At 66.9% G+C, this 19,374-nt stretch carries 19 protein-coding genes; 8 read left to right on the top strand and 11 right to left on the bottom strand.

From position 1 onward, the window contains the following. The first annotated feature begins 116 nt into the window (after positions 1-116). From AC5P88_RS02080 to AC5P88_RS02070, 3 genes are all read left to right on the top strand, one after another. Positions 117-5,093, top strand: coding sequence for an NAD-glutamate dehydrogenase (locus tag AC5P88_RS02080; RefSeq protein ID WP_106550256.1), 4,977 nt, complete (start codon positions 117-119; stop codon positions 5,091-5,093). A gap of 197 nt (positions 5,094-5,290) precedes the next feature. After that, positions 5,291-6,064, top strand: coding sequence for an NAD kinase (locus AC5P88_RS02075; RefSeq protein WP_111113363.1), 774 nt, complete (start codon positions 5,291-5,293; stop codon positions 6,062-6,064). 47 nt (positions 6,065-6,111) lie between these two features. After that, entirely contained in the window at positions 6,112-7,056 is a 945-nt protein-coding gene (locus tag AC5P88_RS02070; RefSeq protein WP_005410242.1) for a 5'-nucleotidase, read from the top strand. 85 nt (positions 7,057-7,141) lie between these two features. On the opposite strand, the gene AC5P88_RS02065 is transcribed toward AC5P88_RS02070, so the two are convergent. From AC5P88_RS02065 to asnS, 11 genes are all read right to left on the bottom strand, one after another. Further along, entirely contained in the window at positions 7,142-7,693 is a 552-nt protein-coding gene (locus AC5P88_RS02065; protein WP_495224174.1) for a DUF2939 domain-containing protein, read from the bottom strand. Between the two features lie 55 nt (positions 7,694-7,748). Further along, positions 7,749-8,435 (bottom strand): DUF2461 domain-containing protein, encoded by a 687-nt coding sequence (locus AC5P88_RS02060; protein WP_005410240.1) that lies wholly within the window; start codon positions 8,433-8,435, stop codon positions 7,749-7,751. Further along, positions 8,432-9,871, bottom strand: a complete 1,440-nt coding sequence (gene sbcB, locus AC5P88_RS02055) for an exodeoxyribonuclease I (RefSeq protein ID WP_111113365.1) — start codon at positions 9,869-9,871, stop codon at positions 8,432-8,434. Before sbcB ends, AC5P88_RS02060 begins: the two co-directional genes overlap by 4 nt. Then, entirely contained in the window at positions 9,871-11,238 is a 1,368-nt protein-coding gene (locus AC5P88_RS02050; protein ID WP_106550252.1) for an FAD-dependent oxidoreductase, read from the bottom strand. The genes sbcB and AC5P88_RS02050 overlap by 1 nt, the downstream gene beginning before the upstream one ends. 31 nt (positions 11,239-11,269) lie before the next feature. After that, the gene (gene kynU, locus AC5P88_RS02045; protein WP_495224171.1) at positions 11,270-12,544 is read right to left on the bottom strand and encodes a kynureninase; all 1,275 of its coding nucleotides are present in this window, start codon (positions 12,542-12,544) and stop codon (positions 11,270-11,272) included. 169 nt (positions 12,545-12,713) lie between these two features. Further along, a complete protein-coding gene (locus AC5P88_RS02040; protein ID WP_106550250.1) occupies positions 12,714-13,235 on the bottom strand; it encodes a 3-hydroxyanthranilate 3,4-dioxygenase in 522 nt (173 codons plus the stop codon). Positions 13,236-13,255: 20 nt separating this feature from the next. Beyond that, on the bottom strand, positions 13,256-13,918 hold the full coding sequence (gene can / locus AC5P88_RS02035) for a carbonate dehydratase (RefSeq protein WP_106550249.1): 663 nt from the start codon (positions 13,916-13,918) through the stop codon (positions 13,256-13,258). A gap of 74 nt (positions 13,919-13,992) precedes the next feature. Then, positions 13,993-14,631: an FMN-binding negative transcriptional regulator gene (locus AC5P88_RS02030; RefSeq protein WP_106550248.1), complete on the bottom strand. Its 639-nt coding sequence runs from the start codon at positions 14,629-14,631 to the stop codon at positions 13,993-13,995. A gap of 7 nt (positions 14,632-14,638) precedes the next feature. Further along, positions 14,639-14,953 (bottom strand): hypothetical protein, encoded by a 315-nt coding sequence (locus tag AC5P88_RS02025; protein ID WP_094000972.1) that lies wholly within the window; start codon positions 14,951-14,953, stop codon positions 14,639-14,641. 7 nt (positions 14,954-14,960) lie between these two features. Beyond that, positions 14,961-15,260 carry a hypothetical protein gene (locus AC5P88_RS02020; protein ID WP_099490769.1) on the bottom strand — a complete coding sequence of 100 codons (300 nt, stop codon included), beginning with the start codon at positions 15,258-15,260 and terminating at the stop codon, positions 14,961-14,963. Positions 15,261-15,293: 33 nt separating this feature from the next. Beyond that, the gene (gene asnS / locus AC5P88_RS02015) at positions 15,294-16,688 is read right to left on the bottom strand and encodes an asparagine--tRNA ligase (protein WP_164135876.1); all 1,395 of its coding nucleotides are present in this window, start codon (positions 16,686-16,688) and stop codon (positions 15,294-15,296) included. A gap of 128 nt (positions 16,689-16,816) precedes the next feature. Between asnS and AC5P88_RS02010 the strand changes: the two genes are divergently transcribed. The 5 genes from AC5P88_RS02010 to rplI all read left to right on the top strand — a co-directional run bounded on the left by AC5P88_RS02010 (position 16,817) and on the right by rplI (position 19,237). Next, positions 16,817-17,155: a HesB/IscA family protein gene (locus tag AC5P88_RS02010; protein ID WP_006452998.1), complete on the top strand. Its 339-nt coding sequence runs from the start codon at positions 16,817-16,819 to the stop codon at positions 17,153-17,155. A gap of 71 nt (positions 17,156-17,226) precedes the next feature. Continuing rightward, on the top strand, positions 17,227-17,814 hold the full coding sequence (locus AC5P88_RS02005; RefSeq protein ID WP_495224170.1) for a CbrC family protein: 588 nt from the start codon (positions 17,227-17,229) through the stop codon (positions 17,812-17,814). Positions 17,815-18,002: 188 nt separating this feature from the next. Then, entirely contained in the window at positions 18,003-18,440 is a 438-nt protein-coding gene (gene rpsF, locus AC5P88_RS02000) for a 30S ribosomal protein S6 (protein WP_005410228.1), read from the top strand. Positions 18,441-18,451: 11 nt separating this feature from the next. After that, positions 18,452-18,682: a 30S ribosomal protein S18 gene (gene rpsR, locus AC5P88_RS01995; protein ID WP_002804494.1), complete on the top strand. Its 231-nt coding sequence runs from the start codon at positions 18,452-18,454 to the stop codon at positions 18,680-18,682. A gap of 105 nt (positions 18,683-18,787) precedes the next feature. Next, positions 18,788-19,237, top strand: coding sequence for a 50S ribosomal protein L9 (rplI, locus tag AC5P88_RS01990; protein WP_014647660.1), 450 nt, complete (start codon positions 18,788-18,790; stop codon positions 19,235-19,237). The last annotated feature ends 137 nt before the right edge of the window (positions 19,238-19,374 follow it).

Below are 19,374 nucleotides of genomic sequence, written 5' to 3'. Positions count from 1 at the left end.
ATAGGCGTCTAAACCGCAGCAAACCCGAATCTGCTTATTCCGTCCTGCAGCAAGGCCTTTTCGTGCGGTAGGGCTACAATTTCATTTTCCCAACTGAGCAAGCGCATCGCTCTGCCATGAAACCGCAAAAAACCGCAGCCAAGACCGTGAAAAACAAGACCAAACCAGCAGAGTCGGAGGTCGCAGTGACCGCTGGTTTCTCCCTGGAGCCGGTGTACACGGCATTGCGCAAGCGCTACCCCGCGGCCGCACAGGCCGAAGCAGTGGCCTTCGCCACTGACTTCTACAAGCGCATGGAGTCGGACGAGTTCCCGCACCACAGCGCTGAAGAGTGGGCCGCTCTCGCGGCTGAGACGCTGGAATTCGCCCGTGCCCGCAAGGCCGGCAAGGCCAACGTCCGCGTGTTCAATCCGACCGCGAAGGCCAATGGTTGGGAATCGCCGCACACGGTGCTGCAGATCGTCAACGACGACATGCCGTTCCTCGTCGATACCGTCACCATGTCGCTGGCCGAACAGGGCGTGGGCGTCCACGTGCTGGGCCACCCGGTGCTGCGCTTCACCCGCGACAAGGCCGGCAAGCTGGTCAAGGTCGGCGAGGGTGATGCCGAGTCGGTGATGCTGCTGGAGATCGACCGCCAGCCGGCCGAAGCCATGGCCGCCATCGAACAGGCCATCAACAAGGCACTGGACGAAGTGCGCGCGATCGTGCGCGACTGGCAGCCGATGAAGGACAAGGCGCTGGCGCTTGCCGACGACCTGGGCAAGCGCCAGCTGCCGGTCGACGATGCCTCGCGCAAGGAAGCACAGGAATTCCTGCGCTGGGCCGCCGACAACCACTTCACCTTCTTCGGCTACCGCGAGTACCGCGTCGAGAAGCAGGGCAAGGAAGACGTGCTGGCGCCGCTGAACGACACCGGCCTGGGCCTGATGCGCGGCAAGGACAAGTCCGCCGCCCGTCCGGTCAAGACCCTGGCCGCGCAGGGCCTGAACGCCACGTCCGGCCTGAAGGACGCGCTGATCCTGACCAAGACCAATGCCCGTTCGCGCGTGCACCGCGCCGGCTACATGGACTACATCGGCGTGCTGGAATTCGACGCCAAGGGCAAGATCATCGGCGAGCAGCGCTTCCTCGGCCTGTTCACCTCCAGCGCCTACAACCGCCGCCCGTGGGAAATCCCGCTGGTGCGCCAGCGCCACGAGCACGTGATGAAGCAGTCGGGCCTGGCCCCGGCCAGCCACAGTGGCAAGGCCCTGCGCCACATCCTGGAAACCCTGCCGCGCGAAGAGCTGTTCCAGTCCAGCGAGGACGAACTGTTCCGCACCGCGATGGGCGTGCTGGGCCTGCAGGAGCGCGTGCGCAGCCGCCTGTTCCTGCGCCGTGACAAGTACAGCCGTTTCATTTCCGCGCTGGTCTACCTGCCGCGCGAGCGCTTCAACACCGACGTGCGCCTGCGCATCGAAGCGATGCTGAAGGAAGCGCTGCACGGTGAGTACGTGGACAGCTCGGTGGTGCTGGGCGAATCGCCGCTGGCCCAGGTGCACCTGATCGTGCGCCCGAAGCCGGGTGAAATGCTCGACGTCGATACCGCCGAACTGGAGCAGAAGCTGGCCCAGGTGCTGCGCAACTGGCAGGACGACCTGCGCGAAGCGCTGGTGTCCCGCCACGGCGAGACCGAAGGCCTGCGCATTGCTGCCCGCATCGGCAAGGCGCTGCCGGCTGGTTACATCGAAGACAACAGCACCGCCGTTGCCGCCAACGATGTCAGCCAGCTGGACGCGCTGACCGGCCCGGACGACCTGCGCCTGAGCCTGCAGGCCGTGCCGCGTGAAAGCGGTGATGGCCTGCGCCTGAAGCTGTACCGCCAGCTGGACGACATTCCGCTGTCGGATGCGCTGCCGATGATGGAAAACATGGGCCTGCGCGTGATCGCCGAGCGTCCGTACCGCCTGTCGGTCGACAACGCGCCGGTGTACGTGCAGGACTTCGAGGTCGAATCGACTGCCGGTGCGATCGATGCCGCCAGCGTCGATGAAGCCTTCGGCGAAACCTTCGCCCGCGTCTGGCACGGCGATGCCGAGAACGACGGCTTCAACCGCCTGGTGCTGGCCGCTGGCCTGCACTGGCGCCAGGTCGCCATGCTGCGCGGTTACTGCAAGTACCTGCTGCAGACCGGCGTGCCGTTCTCGCAGGCCTACGTGGAAGGCACCTTCGCGCGTTACCCGCTGCTGGCCCGCCTGCTGGTGGAACTGTTCGAGGCGCGCTTCGATCCGGCCACCGGCCACGAGAGCAAGGATGACATCGCCGCTGGCCAGGCCCAGCTGAAGGCCCACCTCGATGTGCTGGCTGCCGGCGACGACGCCACCCTGAAGGTGCTCAAGACCGTGGTCGACGCCCGCAAGGGTGACCGCGACGCGCAGATGCAGGCCGCGCGTGATGCGCTGCTGAAGCTGATGGACCGCGTGTCCAGCCTGGACGAGGACCGCATCCTGCGCTCGTTCATGGGCGTGATCGACGCGACCCTGCGTACCAGCTACTACCAGACCGATGCCAACGGCCAGCACGGCCATGTCATCAGCTTCAAGTTCGATTCGGCGCTGGTGCCGGACCTGCCGAAGCCGCGCCCGTACCGCGAAATCTTCGTCTACGGCCCGCGCGTGGAAGGTACCCACCTGCGCTTCGGTGCCGTGGCCCGTGGCGGCCTGCGCTGGTCGGATCGTCGTGAAGACTTCCGTACCGAAGTGCTGGGCCTGGTCAAGGCGCAGATGGTCAAGAACACCGTCATCGTGCCGGTCGGCGCGAAGGGCGGCTTCTTCGCCAAGACCCCGCCGGTGAACGGCGACCGCGATGCGATCTTCGCCAACGGCGTGGCCTGCTACAAGCTGTTCATCCAGGGCCTGCTGGACATCACCGACAACATCGTCAACAACAAGATCGTGCCGCCGGTGGATGTCGTGCGCCACGACATGGACGATCCGTACCTGGTGGTGGCCGCCGACAAGGGCACCGCGACCTTCTCCGACATCGCCAACGGCCTGGCCATCGCGCACGGCTTCTGGATGGGCGATGCGTTCGCCTCCGGTGGTTCGGTCGGTTACGACCACAAGGGCATGGGCATCACCGCACGCGGTGCGTGGGAGTCGGTCAAGCGCCACTTCCGTGCGCTGGGCCGTGACAGCCAGACCCAGGACTTCACCGCGGTCGGCGTCGGTGACATGTCCGGCGACGTGTTCGGCAACGGCATGCTGCTGTCGCGCCACATCCGCCTGGTGGCTGCGTTCGACCACCGCCACATCTTCCTGGACCCGAACCCGGATGCGGCCACCACGTTCGTCGAACGTGAGCGCCTGTTCACCGTGCCGCGCTCGAGCTGGGCGGACTACGACGCCAAGCTGATCAGCAAGGGCGGTGGCATCTACCCGCGCAGCCTGAAGTCGATCGAGATCACCCCGCAGGTGCGTGAAGCGCTGGGCCTGGACGACAACGTCAAGGCGCTGTCGCCGAACGATCTGATGAGCGCGATCCTGAAGGCACCGGTCGACCTGCTGTGGAACGGCGGCATCGGTACCTACGTCAAGGCTGCCAGCGAGCAGCACAGCGATGTCGGCGACCGCGCCAACAACGCGCTGCGCGTGAACGGTGGCGAGCTGCGCTGCAAGGTGGTGGGCGAGGGCGGCAACCTGGGCATGACCCAGCTGGGCCGCATCGAAGCTGCCCAGGCCGGCGTGCTGCTCAACACCGACTTCATCGACAACTCGGCCGGTGTGGACACCTCCGACCATGAAGTCAACATCAAGATCCTGCTCAACGATGTGGTGCGGGCCAAGAAGCTGACCGTCGAGCAGCGCAACAAGCTGCTGGCCTCGATGACCGATGAAGTCGCCGAGCTGGTGCTCAACGACAACTACCGCCAGAACCAGGCGCTGAGCCTGATGGAGCGGATGGCGGTCAAGCGCCTGGGTTCCAAGCAGCACTTCATCCGTACCCTGGAACAGCAGGGCCTGCTCGATCGCCAGATCGAGTTCCTGCCGTCCGACGCCGAGCTGTCCCAGCGCAAGGCACGCGGCCAGGGCCTGACCCGTCCGGAACTGTCGGTGCTGCTGTCCTACTCCAAGCTGGTGGCGTTTGCCCAGCTGCTGGATTCGGACATCCCGGAAGATCCGTACCTGTCCAAGGAACTGCAGCGCTACTTCCCGACCCCGCTGCAGAAGAAGTACGCCGACGCGATGGAGCGTCACCGCCTGAAGCGCGAAATCATCGCCACGGCCGTGACCAACCAGACCATCAACCGCATGGGCGCCACCTTCCTGATGCGTATGCAGGAAGACACCGGCCGTTCCATCGCCGAGGTCGCCAAGGCCTACACCATCAGCCGCGAAACGCTGGATGCACGCGCGCTGTGGGCGCAGATCGACGCGCTCGACGGCAAGGTGCCGGAGTCGGTGCAGATCGACGCACTGGAAGTGATCTGGAAGCTGCAGCGTTCGTTCGTGCGCTGGCTGCTGTCGCGCCCGGGTGCGATGCCGGGCATCACCGAAGCGGTCAACCGCTACCAGGGCCCGTTCAACGACATCCGCGTCGCCTCGGGCGTGCTGCCGGATTCGCAGCGTCCGACCTACGAAGCCCTGGTGGCCGAGTGGAAGGAAAAGGGCCTGCCGTCCGCGCTGGCGCAGCAGCTGGCCGAACTGCACTTCCTGGAGCCGGCGTTCGACATCATCGAACTGGCCCGCACCCGCAAGCTGAAGCCGGTGGACGTGTCCAAGGTCCACTTCCGCCTGGGCGATGCCCTGCAGCTGCCGTGGCTGTTCGAGCAGGTCGACGCGCTGGAGGTCAACGGTCGTTGGCATGCCGTGGCACGTGGCGTGCTGCGTGACGAACTGGCGGCCAACCACCGCAACCTGGCCGGCCAGGTGCTGGGCACCAAGGGCAGCAGCGCGGAGGCCAAGGTCGCAGCCTGGATGGGCCGTGACGACAACAGCCTGCGCTTCACCCTGGCGATGCTGGCCGAACTGGCCGAGCAGAAGACCCTGGACTACCCGACCGTCTCGGTCGCGGTGCAGCGCCTGGGCCAGCTGGCGGCACACGGCGCGTAAGTGATGTAGTGCCGGGCCACGCCTGGCATGCGTGAACCGGAACGGCCCCGCGAAAGCGGGGCCGTTCTGTTTCTGGGCACGTTCGCCGGGCATGGCCCGGCGCTACCGACGCACCGGGCGAGGGTAGCGCCGGGCCATGCCCGGCGAGCGCAGCGGTGCTCGGTTATGCTCTTGACCAGTTCCCCCCGGATCCACCGATGAGCGACACCCCCCGCATCGCTTTCCTGGCCAGCAGCACCGAGCCCGCGCAGATGGCCCGCGCGGCCATGGTCTCGCGCTATGGCGACTTCGCGCCCGAGCAGGCCGACGTGCTGTGCCCGCTGGGCGGTGATGGCTTCATGCTGCAGACCCTGCATCGGCATGGGCACCTGGGCAAGCCGGTGTTCGGCATGAAGCTGGGCACGGTCGGTTTCCTGATGAACCAGTACCGTGGCGACGAAGACGTGCATGCCCGCATCGCCCGCGCCGAGCCGGCCCATCTGCGCCCGCTGGAAATGGTGGCGCTGACCGAGTCCGGCACCAGTACCGGTTCGCTGGCCTACAACGATGTTTCGCTGCTGCGCCAGACCCGGCAGGCCGCGCATATCGGCATCGACCTGAACGGCCAGGAGCGCGTGGCCGAACTGATCGGTGACGGCGTGCTGGTGGCCACCCCGGCCGGCAGCACCGCCTATAACTATTCCGCGCATGGCCCGGTGCTGCCGCTGGGTTCGCACACCATCGCGCTGACGCCGCTGGCCCCTTACCGGCCAAGGCGCTGGCGCGGGGCCATTCTCAAGGCCGACACCGAAGTACGCTTCCGTGTGCTTGACCCGTACAAGCGCCCGGTCAGCGTCACCGCCGATTCGCACGAGACCCGCGATGTGGTCGAGGTGACCATCCGCGAGTCGAAGGACCGCCGCGTGACCCTGCTGTTCGACCCGGAGCACAACCTGGAAGACCGGATCCTGAGCGAACAGTTCGTTTTTTGAGGACAATGGGCGGCCGGCCGTGCCGACCGCTTGAAGGACCCCCACCGATGGGCGACAACTCCCCCCGTTTGCTGACCGTCGCGGTGACCTCGCGCGCGCTGTTCGACCTCGAGGAAAGCCACGCGCTGTTCGAGAGCGATGGCGTGGCGGCGTACGCCGAATTCCAGCGCCAGCACGAGGACGACATCCTCGGCCCCGGCGTGGCCTTCCCGGTGGTACGCAAGCTGCTGGCGCTGAACCAGGGCGCCAGCCCGGAGAACCCGCGGGTCGAGGTGATCCTGCTGTCGCGCAACTCGGCCGATACCGGCCTGCGCATCTTCAATTCGATCCAGCACTACGGCCTGGGCATCATCCGCGCCACGTTCACCGCCGGTGAGCCGACCTGGCCGTACGTGAAGCCGTTCGGCACCGACCTGTTCCTGTCGGCCAACCCGGAATCGGTGCGCAGCGCGCTGCGCCATGGCATTGCTGCGGCCACCATCCTGCCCAAGCCGCCTGGCGAGACTGCAGCCGCTGCGGCCGACCAGATCGATACCGGCCGTCCGGCCGGGCAGCTGCGCATCGCCTTCGACGGTGATGCGGTGATCTTCGGTGACGAGAGCGAGCGCATCTCGCGCGAGCAGGGTGTGGAGGCGTTTGGCCGGCATGAGCGCGAACGCGCCCGCGAGCCGCTCAGTGGTGGACCGTTCCGCGGTTTCCTGTCGGCCCTGCATACGCTGCAGGAAGTCTTCCCAGCCGGCGAAAGCGCACCGATCCGCACCGCATTGGTGACCGCGCGCTCGGCGCCGGCGCACGAGCGGGTGATCCGCACCCTGCGCGAATGGGGCGTGCGCCTGGACGAAGCGTTGTTCCTTGGTGGGCGCCACAAGGGCCCCTTCCTGCAGGCCTTTGGAGCCGACATCTTCTTCGACGATTCGCAGCACAACATCGACAGTGCGCGCGAACACGTGGCCGCCGGCCATGTGCCGCATGGCGTCGCCAACGAAGGTTGATCGTCGCCGGGCATGGCCCGGCGCTACCGGATGGGGCCGTCGGTGGTAGCGCCGGGCCATGCCCGGTGGGCGCCACGGCAATCGGTCACGGTGCGGCCGACATCCCCAACTGCAGATCCACCACCTTCCAGCGCAGGCCCTGCGGTTCCAGCACCACCTTCAACGGAGGCTGGCCGGGGCCGCGATCGACGTCGATCACGAAGCGGTCCAGCGCTTCAAAGTGATGCTCGGCGTTCTTCAAAGGACGCGCCGGTTCGGTCGCGCCGAAGGCATCGCCGCCCTGCAGTTCATTGCGGCCGCGCTTCCACAGCACATGGCCCTGCAGCATCGCGCCGATGCCGGTCGGGGTCACCATGGTCTCCACCGCTGCACCGCCGAGCTGGTCGCCCAGGCCGTAGAGCAGGGCGCCGAACGGGCTGGCCGCTACATCCGGACCGGCCTGGCGCACCAGATAGTCATTGAGCTGCGCGCGCAGGCTGCTGCGCACGCGCGGGAAATCGACGTAGCGTTCCAGTCGCGCCGTGTCACGTTCTTCGATGGCCTTGGACAGGCCGTGCACGGTCATGTAGGGGCCACCGAACCACCACGCAGCCAAGGCCAGGACCAGCAGCACAGCCAGTGCAGTGAGCTTCTTCATGCTGTCCAGACTGCCGCAAGTGAGGCAGCCAGTGGTGAACGGCAGGTGATGCGGCTCAGAACTCCAGGTCCAGCGCCGCGCACAGGTAGTCGACGAACGGGCCGAGCCCAGCCAGGTCCTTGCCCAGCGTGGACAGCAGGCGCGGGCCGGTCATGGTGGCATCGTCCAGCGAGCGCCACATCACCCAGTTGCGGTGCTTGAGGTCGTCAATGAACTCGAAGTCGGCCGGGAAGCCACGTGGCGGGCGCACCAGCTTCTCGCTCTCCTCGAAGTCGAAGCGCTTGCGCAGCGCCGGGGCATGCGCGGCGGCCTTCCAGCTGCCAGGGTTGTCGAGGATGAAGTGGCGCACGCGGCGCTGCGTCTCGGGTTCTGGATGCCACAGGCCAGCGCCGACGAAGCTCTCGCCCGGCTGCAGGTGCACGTAGAACGAGGGCGCGGCGACTTCGCGGCGGCGCTCATGGAACAGGCGTGCACCCTGCCAGGTCTTGTACGGCGACTTGTCGTTGGAGAAACGCGCGTCACGATGGATGCGGAACAGCGAGCCACCAACGCCGCGGGTATCGGCGCGGAAGTGCTCGCTGACCTCGGCCAGCGCCGGCTGCAGGTCGCCCAGCAGGCGCAGGAACGGCTGCCGCACGTGGTCTTCGTACTGCTGGCGGTGATCGTTGAACCAGGCCTTGTCGTTGTGCCGCGCAAGGCTGCGCAGGAACTTGAAGCTGGCGTCCGAGAAATAAGTGCTCACAGCGTCTCCTGCAGGTGCTGGCCCCAATCACGCAACGACTGCAGCAGGGCCTGGCGCCGGGTGTCATCGGGCGCTTCGGCGGCCAGTGCATCCAGCTGCTGCTGGTACTGGGGCAGGTTGAGTTCGCCCAGGCCCCCGTCTCCGAGCAGGCGCTGGCGGCGGTAATCCTGCCAGCGCTGGCGTTCAGCCGGCGCGAGGCTGCCGGGATGGTTGCGCGCACGGTAGCGGAACAGCAGCTCGGGCAGGCGCGGGTCACGGAAGCGCCCTTCCAGCGCGGCCAGCTGATCCGGCGCTGTGGTACGGGCCAGGGCCAGCAGCGGCTTGTCACCGTTGCCCAGGAATCCGTCGTACAGCGATGCATCGACATCAGCCACGGTGGCCACGCGCGGCTGGTTGTAGACCTGGCGCGCCTTCTCGGCCAGCTGCGGGGCGAATTCGCGCAGGCGCTCGATCTTGGCTTCGATGGCCGCCACGTCCAGGCCCAGACGCTCGTGGTCGTCGGCACGCAGGTGGTTCCAGGCGATCAGCGCCGGCACCTTGTTCAGGTGCACCTCCTTCAGCGGCACCCGTGCAACGCCCTCGGGCAGCTCGCTGGCGCGCATGTACAGGCGCTGTGCGATCACGTCGGCCGGCAGTGCCAGCAGGTCGTCGATGTCGCCGTCCAGGTCGAACACGATCACCCGGTTGCTGATCGTCGGGTGCACGGCCAGCGGCAGCACCGGCGCCGCGCACAGGCGGCTGGCCGGGTAGCGCATGGAAATGTGCAGCACCGGCTTCATCGCGGTTACATCCAGCAGGCTGCCGACGAAACGCTTGTCGCGCAGCTTCAGAGCGTAGTCCCACAGGCGCGGCTGCGACTGCTTGAACAGCCGTGCCATGCCGATCGTGGCGCGCACGTCGGACAGCGCTTCGTGCGCATCACCCTCGCGCACGTTGTTGGCTTCGGCCAGGTGCTCGAGCTTGAACGAGGTGGCACCGTCCTCGCGCAGCGGCCACTGGATGCCGTCCGGACGCATCGCGCGCATCAGCCGCAGCATGTCCAGCAGGTCCCAGCGCGAATTGCCGTTGCGCCACTCGCGCTCGTACGGGTCATGGAAGTTGCGGAACAGGCCGTAGCGGACGAACTCGTCGTCGAAGCGCAGCGTGTTGTAGCCCAGTGCGCAGGTGCCGGGACGCGACAGCTGCTCGTTGATGCGGTCGAAGGCTTCGGCCTCGCTGATGCCCTCGGCCAGGGCCTGCTGGGGGGTGATGCCGGTGACCAGGGTGGCCATCGGCGAGGGCAGCAGATCGTCGGCCGGGCGCACGAAGAAGCTGACCGGGGTGTCGATCTCGTTCAGATCGGCGTCGGTACGGATCGCGGCGTACTGCGAGATGCGCGTGCGCCGCGGGTCCTGGCCGAAGGTTTCCAGGTCGTAGAACAGGAAGCTGTCAGCCATCAGTGCGCGCCCTCCAGGACCGGCAGCTGCGCATGGATCTGCGCTTCCAGTGCGGCCCAGTCGATGTTGTCCAGTGAATCGTGGCCGGCCGTGGCCGCCACCAGCATGTCGCGCTGAAGCTCGGTGCGGCGCAGGGCCTCCGCGTACGGCGTGTGCAGGAAGGTGACCATCGTGTAATGCGGTACGAACCGGGTCGGCCAGCGCCGCTGCAGTTCCTGTTCCAGTTCACGCTGCAGCAGGAAGGCGGGATCGGCCACGCGGTCGCGCATTTCCAGGTAGTTTTCCAGTGCCATCTGCTGGATCGCGCGTGCGTTCGGCTTGCGCTCGGCCTCGAATGCGGCGAATGCGCCTTCCAGGTCGTCCGCTTCCATCAGGTGGCGGGCCAAAGCCACGCAATCCTCGAACGCACAGTTCATGCCTTGCCCGTGGAACGGCACCATCGCATGTGCGGCGTCGCCGATCAGGACCGCGCGGCCCTGCTGGTGCCAGCGATCAAGCGTCAGCGTGCCAAGCAGGCCGGGCGGGTGCTGTTCCCAGTCCGCGCGCAGGTTCGGGATCAGCGGCAGGGTGTCGGCGAACTCGCGCGCGAACAACGCTTCGGCCTGTACGCCCGTGTTGACGGTGGCAAAGCTGGGATCGCCCTGGTTGGGCAGGAACAGCGTGACGGTGAAGGTGCCTTCGTGGTTGGGCAGGGCGATGCACATGTAGTGGCCGCGCGGCCAGATATGCAGCGCGTTGCGTTCGATGCGGAAGCTGCCATCGACGGCCGGCGGAATTTCCAGCTCCTTGTAGGAGTGGTCGAGGAACGCGATGTCCTCGCCCAGCGGCGCCCGCCGGTTCATCGCCGCGCGCAGCGCCGAGCCTGCACCATCGGCGCCGATCAGGGTGTCGAAGCGGATGTCGTGCGGGCTGTCGTCGCGGTCATCGATGAAGCGTGCGTAGCCGGCATCGAAATCGACGGTGTGCAGGCGGCGGTGGAAGTGCACGGTCGCGCCAGCCTGTTCGGCCAGTTCCAGCAGCGTGGTGTTCAGGTCGCTGCGATGGATCGACCAGATCACCTCGCTGTCGTCGCGGCCATAGCGCTGCAGCTGCGGTTCGCCTTCGCGCGGATGCACCATGCGTCCGCGCATCATCACTGCGCGCGCCATGACCTCGTCTTCCACACCGGCCTGGCGCAGCGCGTTGCGCCCACGTTCGGCCAGCGCCAGGTTGATCGAGCGGCCGCTCTCGTAGTCGGCCACGCGCGGATCGCCGCGGCGTTCGTACAGGGTGATGCGCCAGCCCTGGCGTGACAGCAGGATGGCCAGCAGTGACCCGGCGAGGCCGGCACCGATAATGCTCAACGAGCGGGAAGCGTGTGCGATCAACGAACTGTCCAGCAGTAGGGGAGGGGCCGGCTCAGAGGCCGGCCCAGGCTTCCACTTCCTCGACGAAATGGTGCACGTCCAGGTAGCGGTTGTAGAGCGGGGTGGGCGAAATGCGGATCACGTCCGGCTCGCGCCAATCGCCGAGCACGCCGATGCCGCGCAGGTGCTCGAACAGCGCACGGCCGCGCTCGCGGCCACCGATCACGCGCAATGACAGCTGGCAGCCACGGCGCTGCGGCTCGGCCGGAGTGATGATGTCCAGCACGCTGGACAGGCGCGCGCGTACCAGCGCTTCAAGCATGCCGGTCAACGCCAGCGACTTGCTGCGCAGTGCGTCCATGCCGGCGCGCTCGAACAGGTCCAGCGAGGCACGCAGCGGTGCCAGGCCGAGAATCGGCGGATTGCTCAGCTGCCAGCCTTCGGCGCCGACGGCCGGAGTGAACTGCGGCGCCATCTGGAAGCGGGTGGATTCCTCATGGCCCCACCAGCCGGCAAAGCGCGGCAGCGTGGTGTCGCGGTGATGGCGCTCGTGCACGAACGCGCCAGCCACCGCACCCGGGCCGCTGTTGAGGTATTTGTAGTGGCACCACACGGCGAAATCGGGCGCGACGTCATGCAGGCGCAGCGGCAGGTTGCCGACCGAATGTGCCAGGTCGAAGCCGATGCGCGCGCCCTGCAGGCGTGCGGCACGGGTGATCGCATCGAGATCGAAGGCCTGGCCGGTGCGGTACTGCACGCCAGGCCACAGCACCAGCGCCAGGCGCGGGCCGTGTTCGGCGATGGCGCGCTCGATGGCAGTGAGCGAGATCGTTCCGTTGGCTTCGTCCGGCTGCACTTCCACCAGGCACTCGGCCGGATCGAACCCATGGAAACGGATCTGCGCTTCCACCGCGTGGCGGTCGGTCGGGAACGCACCGGCTTCCATCAGGATCACCGGGCGCTGCGCGGTCGGCCGGTAGAAGCTGACCATCATCAGGTGCAGGTTCACGCTCAGCGTGTTCATCGCCACCACTTCGCTGGGCAGCGCGCCGACCACGCGGGCCAGCTGCCCGCTCACCAGGCGGTGGTAGGACAGCCACTGCGTCGGGCCGGTGAAGTGGCCTTCCACAGCCAGCTCGCCCCACTGCTTCATCACTTCCTGCACCGCGGCCTGTGCGCCGCGCGGCTGCAGGCCCAGGGAGTTGCCGACGAAGTAGGTCTGCTCGCCACCGCCATGGCGCGGAATCAGGAATTCGTTACGCAGCGGACGCAGCGGATCGGCGGCGTCCAGGGCAATGGCGTGGGTGCGGCTGAGCAGGTCGGACATGGTCGGGCAACAGGCTGCAACGGGGCTGCCAGTGTAGCGCTTGGGGCCGGCGTGATGCCGCGCGGCGCGCTCGCCGGGCATGGCCCGGCGCTACCCGGGGATCACGCGCATCGGTAGCGCCGGGCCATGCCAGGCGGAGGTAACAGCAATCGCCATGCCCACCGGCCTTTCAACCCGCCGCCGGCACCGGCAACGGGTCCACGTGCCCGCATTCGCTGCAGGTACGCAGCTCCAGGCTGGCGTGATAGCGCGCGAACACCTTCGGCAGGTCGGTTTCGATGTTCTGCAGCGGGAAGAACTCTTCGTGCAGCTTGTGGTTGCAGCGCTCGCAGTGCCAGATCACGCCGTCCATCTCATGCGGCAGGCGCTTGCGCTCGACCACCAGGCCGACACCGCCGGGCGGGCGCCGCGGCGAGTGCGGCACCCTGGCCGGCAGCAGGAAGATCTCGCCGGCACGGATCGGGATGTCGCGCACCGCGCCGTCCTCCTGCACCTTCAGCACCATCTCGCCCTCGAGCTGGTAGAACCATTCCGGGCCTTCGTCGTAGTGGTAGTCGGTGCGCGAGTTCGGCCCGCCCACCACCATCACGATGAAGTCGCCGTTGTCGATCATCTTGTTGCCCACCGGCGGCTTCAGCAGGTGGCGATGTTCTTCGATCCAGGCGTGCAGGTTGATCGGCGAGGCGAGCATGGTCGTAGTCCGTAGTGAGGTCAGTCGCGCCGGCCCTGGCGGGGCACATAGGACAGCGCCTTTTCATAGGCAGGCTTCAGCTCTTCCGGCGCACCGACGTCGATGCCCATTTCGCTGACCCGGCCGTTCTTCAGGCTGTAGACCCAGCCGTGCACCATCAGCTTCTGGCCGCGGGCCCAAGCGTCCTCGACGATGGTCGAACGGCACAGGTTGGCGACCTGCTCGATCACGTTCAGTTCGCACAGGCGCGCGTGTTTCAGCTCGTCATCCTCGATCGCATCGAGGATGCCCTGGTGCTTCTGCACCACGTCACCGACATGGCGCAGCCAGTTGTCGGCCAGGCCGACGCGGGTGTTGTGCAGGCAGGCGTGCACGCCGCCGCAGCCGTAGTGGCCGACGATCAGGATGTGCTTCACCTTCAGCTGGTCCACCGCGTACTGCACCACGCTCAGGCAGTTCAGGTCGCTGTGCGCCACCACGTTGGCGACGTTGCGATGCACGAAGACCTCGCCCGGTGCCATGCCGATGATCTGGTTGGCGGGCACGCGCGAGTCGGAGCAGCCGATCCACAGGTACTCCGGATGCTGCTGCTTGGCCAGCTGGTGGAAGAACTCCGGATCTTCCTGGGCGATGCGGTCGGCCCAGTCGCGGTTGTTCTGCAGCAGGCGATGGATGTCTTTCATGTGCGGTATCCCTGGCGTCGGGTGGGGGCAAGGCGCGGCCGCTCTGGTCGCGTCGTCGCGGGAATCTGAGGTGATCAGCCGCCGGTAGCGGCCTGTTCACGGTGCCAGCGCATCCACTGCGCCAGCTCGTGGGAAGAAGGGGTGCCCAGTGCGTCCAGCGCGGTGATCACCGCCTGCTGGTTGGCTTCGGGATGGTTCTGGCTGAGTTTCAGCTTCAGCTGCACGTGTTCGACCTGGAAGCGGAAGCCGACGATGGCGCGCAGCTCGGGGCCATGCTCGGCACGCGTGGCATCGAACTGCCAGGCCTGGCCGACGCTGGCCTCGAAGCGGTCGCTGATCGCGCCGACCAGTCCGGCCAGCGAATCGGTGTCGTCGAAGGTCTGCAGCTGGCCACGCAGCTCGGCGGCGGCGTAGTTCCAGGTGGGTACCCGCGCGGCAGGCTCCTTGTCCGGATACCAGCTGGCCGAGACGTAGCCATGCGGGCCGTCGACCAGCACCTTGGCCGCGCCGCTGTGGCGCGACTGCGGATTGGCGCGGGCCCAGTGGCCGCGCAGCTCGATCTGTTGCCCGTCACGCTGGTACAGCACCGGCATCCGGGTCAGCTCGGGCAGGCCGTCATTGCCGACGGTGAGCACGGTGACGAACGGGTCACGCGCCAGCAGGCGATCCAGCCAGAGCAGGTCGGTCTCGGCGAAGGCGCGCGGGGTGAACATGCTGGGGTCAGGCGCGCCCGCCCAGCGACTGGATCATGCGGCCACGCAGACCCTCGTCGTTGTCGGCCTGCGGCGGCTGCACTTCGTGCAGGCTGAAGCCGCGCACCAGCGCATCTTCCTCGTCCAGGCCGTCGTACTCGACGAATTCGGCGTCGAACAGCTGCGAACGCGCGGTGTCTTCGCTGTCATAGCTCAGCGTGTTGCCATCGCTGTCGAGCACTTCGGCGGTGCCGGCGGGGCGAACGCGCAGGCGCGCCCAGATCAGGGTGTTGCCGAGGCTGGCCAGCCACCAGCTGTCGCGCGAGGCGGTGATGTCATTCATGAGCGTATTACCAGAGCGAGGCCAGCCAGAGCAGGGCAGCCATGCCCAGTCCGGCCAGCAGGGTCAGCAGCGATACCCAGGCCGGTGTCGCCAGCCCGGACAGCGACCGGTCCGGTTGCTGCCGATAGTCTCGGCGCAGCAGCCAGCCCAGCGCGTCGGGCTTGAGGAAGGCGCCGCTGCCGAAGCGCGCGGCGAGCGCCGGATGGCGATCGCGCACGTGCACCAGGGTCAGTGGCCAGAAGATCACGAAGGCACTGAACCCGGCCACTGCGACGCCGACGAAACAGAGGGCGAAGAACAGGGTCATGGGGGCAGTACCTCCGTGGTCGTGTGCAGTGGCTTAGAAGTCCGCGCTGCCCGGGGCGCGCGGGTAGGGGATCGCATCGCGGATGTTGGACAGCCCGCAGACGTACACCACCAGGCGTTCGAAGCCCAGGCCGAAGCCGGCGTGCGGCACCGAACCGTAGCGGCGGAAATCGCGGTACCAGCTGTAATGCTCGCGATCCAGGCCGAACTGGGCCATGCGCGCGTCCAGCACGTCCAGGCGCTCTTCGCGCTGGCTGCCGCCGATGATCTCGCCGATGCCCGGGGCCAGCACGTCCATCGCGGCAACGGTCTTGCCGTCGTCGTTCAGGCGCATGTAGAAGGCCTTGATGTGCTCCGGATAGTTGGTCACCACCACCGGGCGGCCGACGTGTTCCTCGGTCAGCCAGCGCTCGTGCTCGGTCTGCAGGTCCAGGCCCCATTCGACCGGGAAGTCGAACTTCCTGCCGGACTTCTGCAGCAGGCTGACCGCATCGGTGTAGTCGATGCGCTCGAACGGTGCGTTGATGAAGTCTTCCAGCTTGGTGATCGCGTTCTTGTCCACGCGCTCGGCGATGAAGGCCAGGTCGTCGCCACGCTCGTTCAGCACCGCGCGGAACAGGTACTTCAGGAACTCTTCGGCCAGGCGTGCGTCTTCAGCCAGGTCGGCGAAGGCGATTTCCGGCTCGATCATCCAGAACTCCGCCAGGTGGCGGGTGGTGTGGCTGTTCTCGGCGCGGAAGGTCGGGCCGAAGGTGTAGACCTTGCTCAGCGCCAGGCAGTAGGCCTCGACGTTCAGCTGGCCGGACACGGTCAGGAAGGTTTCCTTGCCGAAGAAGTCGCGGCTGAAATCGATCGCGCCCTTCTCATCGCGCGGCAGGTTCACCATGTCCAGGGTGGACACGCGGAACATCTGGCCGGCGCCTTCGGCGTCGGAGGTGGTGATGATCGGGGTGCTGATCCAGTTGAAGCCGTTCTCGTGGAAGAAACGGTGCACGGCCTGGGCCAGGCAGTTGCGGATGCGGGTGACCGCGCCGAACAGGTTGGTGCGCGGGCGCAGGTGCGCCACTTCGCGCAGGAACTCCGGCGACATCGGCTTGGGCTGGATCGGGTAGGTGAGCGGGTCTTCGACCCAGCCGACCACCTCCAGCGCGCTGGCCTGGATCTCGAACGACTGGCCCTTGCCCTGCGACTTCACCAGGGTGCCGGTGGCGATGACCGAGCAGCCGCTGGTCAGGCGCTTGATCTCGTCGAAGTTGGCCAGGGTGTCGTTGGCCACGACCTGGATCGGGGCGAAGCAGGAGCCGTCGCTCACATTCACGAAGGCCAGATTCGCTGAACCGCGCACCGTGCGCACCCATCCGCGTACCGTGACTTCGCCGCCTTCCGGGATCTTCCCGGCAAGCGCATGTTCAACGCTGACCACCGTCATGACTTGAATCCTCTGCTGATCGACTCGATCTGTGAACACGGGAGTTTACCGGTTGCAGCGTTCCGCTTGCGAGGCATTTTTCGTGGCAACGGCTCCTTATAATGTCCCCGTACCTCTGGAGTAGCCCCATGGCCGTCAGCCTGACCCCCATTGCCTTCGAGCGCGTGCAGCGCTTTGTCGCCCAGACCCCCGGCGCGCTGGGCCTGCGTTTCGGCGTGACCAAGACCGGTTGCTCCGGCTGGGGCCACGTGACCGACCTGGCCCGCGACGAGCGCGAGGGCGACACCGTGTTCGACCAGGACGGCGTGAAGATCTATGTCGACGCCAAGAGCCTGGCGCTGGTGGACGGCACCGTGATCGACTTCGGCAAGCACGGCCTGAGCGAGACCTTCACGTTCAGCAACCCCAATGCCACCGCCGAGTGTGGCTGCGGCGAGAGCTTCACCACCGACGCCGACAAGGCCTGAGGGCCGGTTCTGGCATCCGCCGGGCGCGGCCCGGCGCTACCGGGGCCTGCTCCATGGGGCAGGCAGGGTAGATGCCGACCTTGTTCGGCACGCTGCACCAGAAGGGACCTCCACGGATGGAACGACCGGTTTTCGCCTTTTACCCGAACGCCTACGCGCTGTCCTTCGAGGACGCTGATGGCGTCTGCGACTGCTGTGGCCAGCCCCGGGCGCTCCGCTACCGCGGGCCGTTCCATTCCGTTCTGAGCCCCGATTACCTGTGTCCCTGGTGTATCGCCGACGGCAGCGCGGCAGCACGCTATCAAGGCGAATTCACCGGCTGGAGCGATATCGAGGGGGTGTCGCCGGACCCGGCCGACCCGCCGCCGACCATCGCCCGTGAGCTGCTGCTGGAAATCTGCGAGCGTACGCCGGGCTACTTGTCCTGGCAGCAGTCGGCCTGGCTGAGCCACTGTGAGCGGCCCTGCGCCTTCCTCGGCTTCGCCGGCAGCGAAGACCTGCTGCCCATCCTCGATCAGGTCCGGCCGGACGTAGCCGAGGTCAATCCGCGCGACGCGGACTGGGTGCTGGAGCATCTGAGCCGGGACGGGATGATGGTGGGCTGCCTGTTCCAGTGCCTGGCCTGCGGTCAGCACCGCCTTCACGTCGATCTGGGCTGAATACGTCCGCCGGGCATGGCCCGGCGCTACCGGGTTCAGGTTGCCTGGGCCCCGCCGGTTGCCCGGTGCCTGCATCTGGGCCATAATGCGCGGCTTCCTGCCTACCCGGCGGGAACCCTTGCCCCACCGCGGTCTCAACGGCGGGGGGCTGTCCGGCCGCAAGGCCACATCCGAAAGGTAGAAAAAACATGAGTCGTCATTACGAAATCGTGTTCATGGTCCACCCGGACCAGAGCGAGCAGGTCCCGGCCATGATCGAGCGCTACAAGTCGCTGGTCGAGAACGGCAACGGCACCATCCACCGTCTGGAAGACTGGGGCCGCCGCCAGCTGGCGTACCCGATCCAGAACCTGGTGAAGGCCCACTACGTGCTGATGAACATCGAAGCCGACCAGGCCGTTCTGAACGAACTGACCGAGAGCTTCCGCTTCAACGACGCCGTGCTGCGCAACCTGGTCATCAAGCGTGACGAGGCTGACACCGAGCAGTCGCTGATCATGAAGAGCAAGGACGAGAAGGGTGACAAGCCGGAGCGCGGTGAGCGCCGTCGTCGTGACGACGAAGAAGGCGAGTCCAACAACACCGCTGACAACGAAGCTGGCGACGACGCCGCTTCCGCCGCCTAAGGAGCCTTCCCATGTCCAAGTTCTTCCGTCGCCGCAAGTTCTGCAAGTTCACTGCTGAAGGTGTGAAGGAGATCGACTACAAGGATCTCAACACCCTGCGCCAGTACCTGACCGAGAACGGCAAGATCGTGCCGAGCCGCGTCACCGGTACCAAGTCGAAGTACCAGCGCCAGCTGGCGACCGCCGTCAAGCGCGCTCGCTTCCTGGCCCTGATCCCGTACACCGACAACCACGACGTCTGATGCCCGGCGGGGCGGCCCGGTGCCGCCCCCGCTGTGCCAGCTATTCGGACAGCCTTTGTTGCGGGGCACCGCCTCGCTAACGAATAACTTATCTGGAGCAATACCATGCAGCTGATCCTCCTGCAGAAAGTCACCAACCTCGGCAACCTGGGCGACCTGGTCGACGTGAAGCCGGGCTACGGCCGTAACTTCCTCGTGCCGCAGGGCAAGGCCGTTCCGGCCACCGAGAGCAACAAGGCCGAGTTCGAAGCCAAGCGCGCCGAATACGAAGCCAAGGCCCAGGCCATCCACGCCGATGCTGACGCCCGCAAGGCCAAGCTGGACGGCGCGAGCGTGACCATCCCGGCCAACGCTTCGACCGAAGGCAAGCTGTACGGCTCGGTCGGCGCCCGCGAAATCGCCGATGCCTTCACCGCTGCCGGCCTGCCGGTCAGCAAGAGCGAAGTCATCCTGGGCGAAGGCGCCTTCCGCAACATCGGCGAATACGACGTGCTGATCCACCTGCACGCCGACGTCGAGACCACCGTCAAGGTCGTCGTCGTCGCCGAAGCCTGATCCCACGCCGCAAGGCCTGGCATCACCGAAGAACGGGCGCCCGCAAGGGTGCCCGTTTTGTTTTATGGCTCCCGCTCCAGGGTGTCGAGGCCGGCCGGGCCGACGGGGCAGGGCTGGACAATGTTCCACGCCCATTC

The organism is Stenotrophomonas sp. YJH_SMC_8 (assembly GCF_059371315.1).
The sequence above is the reverse complement of the archived record's forward strand: the minus strand, read 5'-3'. Positions and strand labels throughout refer to the sequence as shown.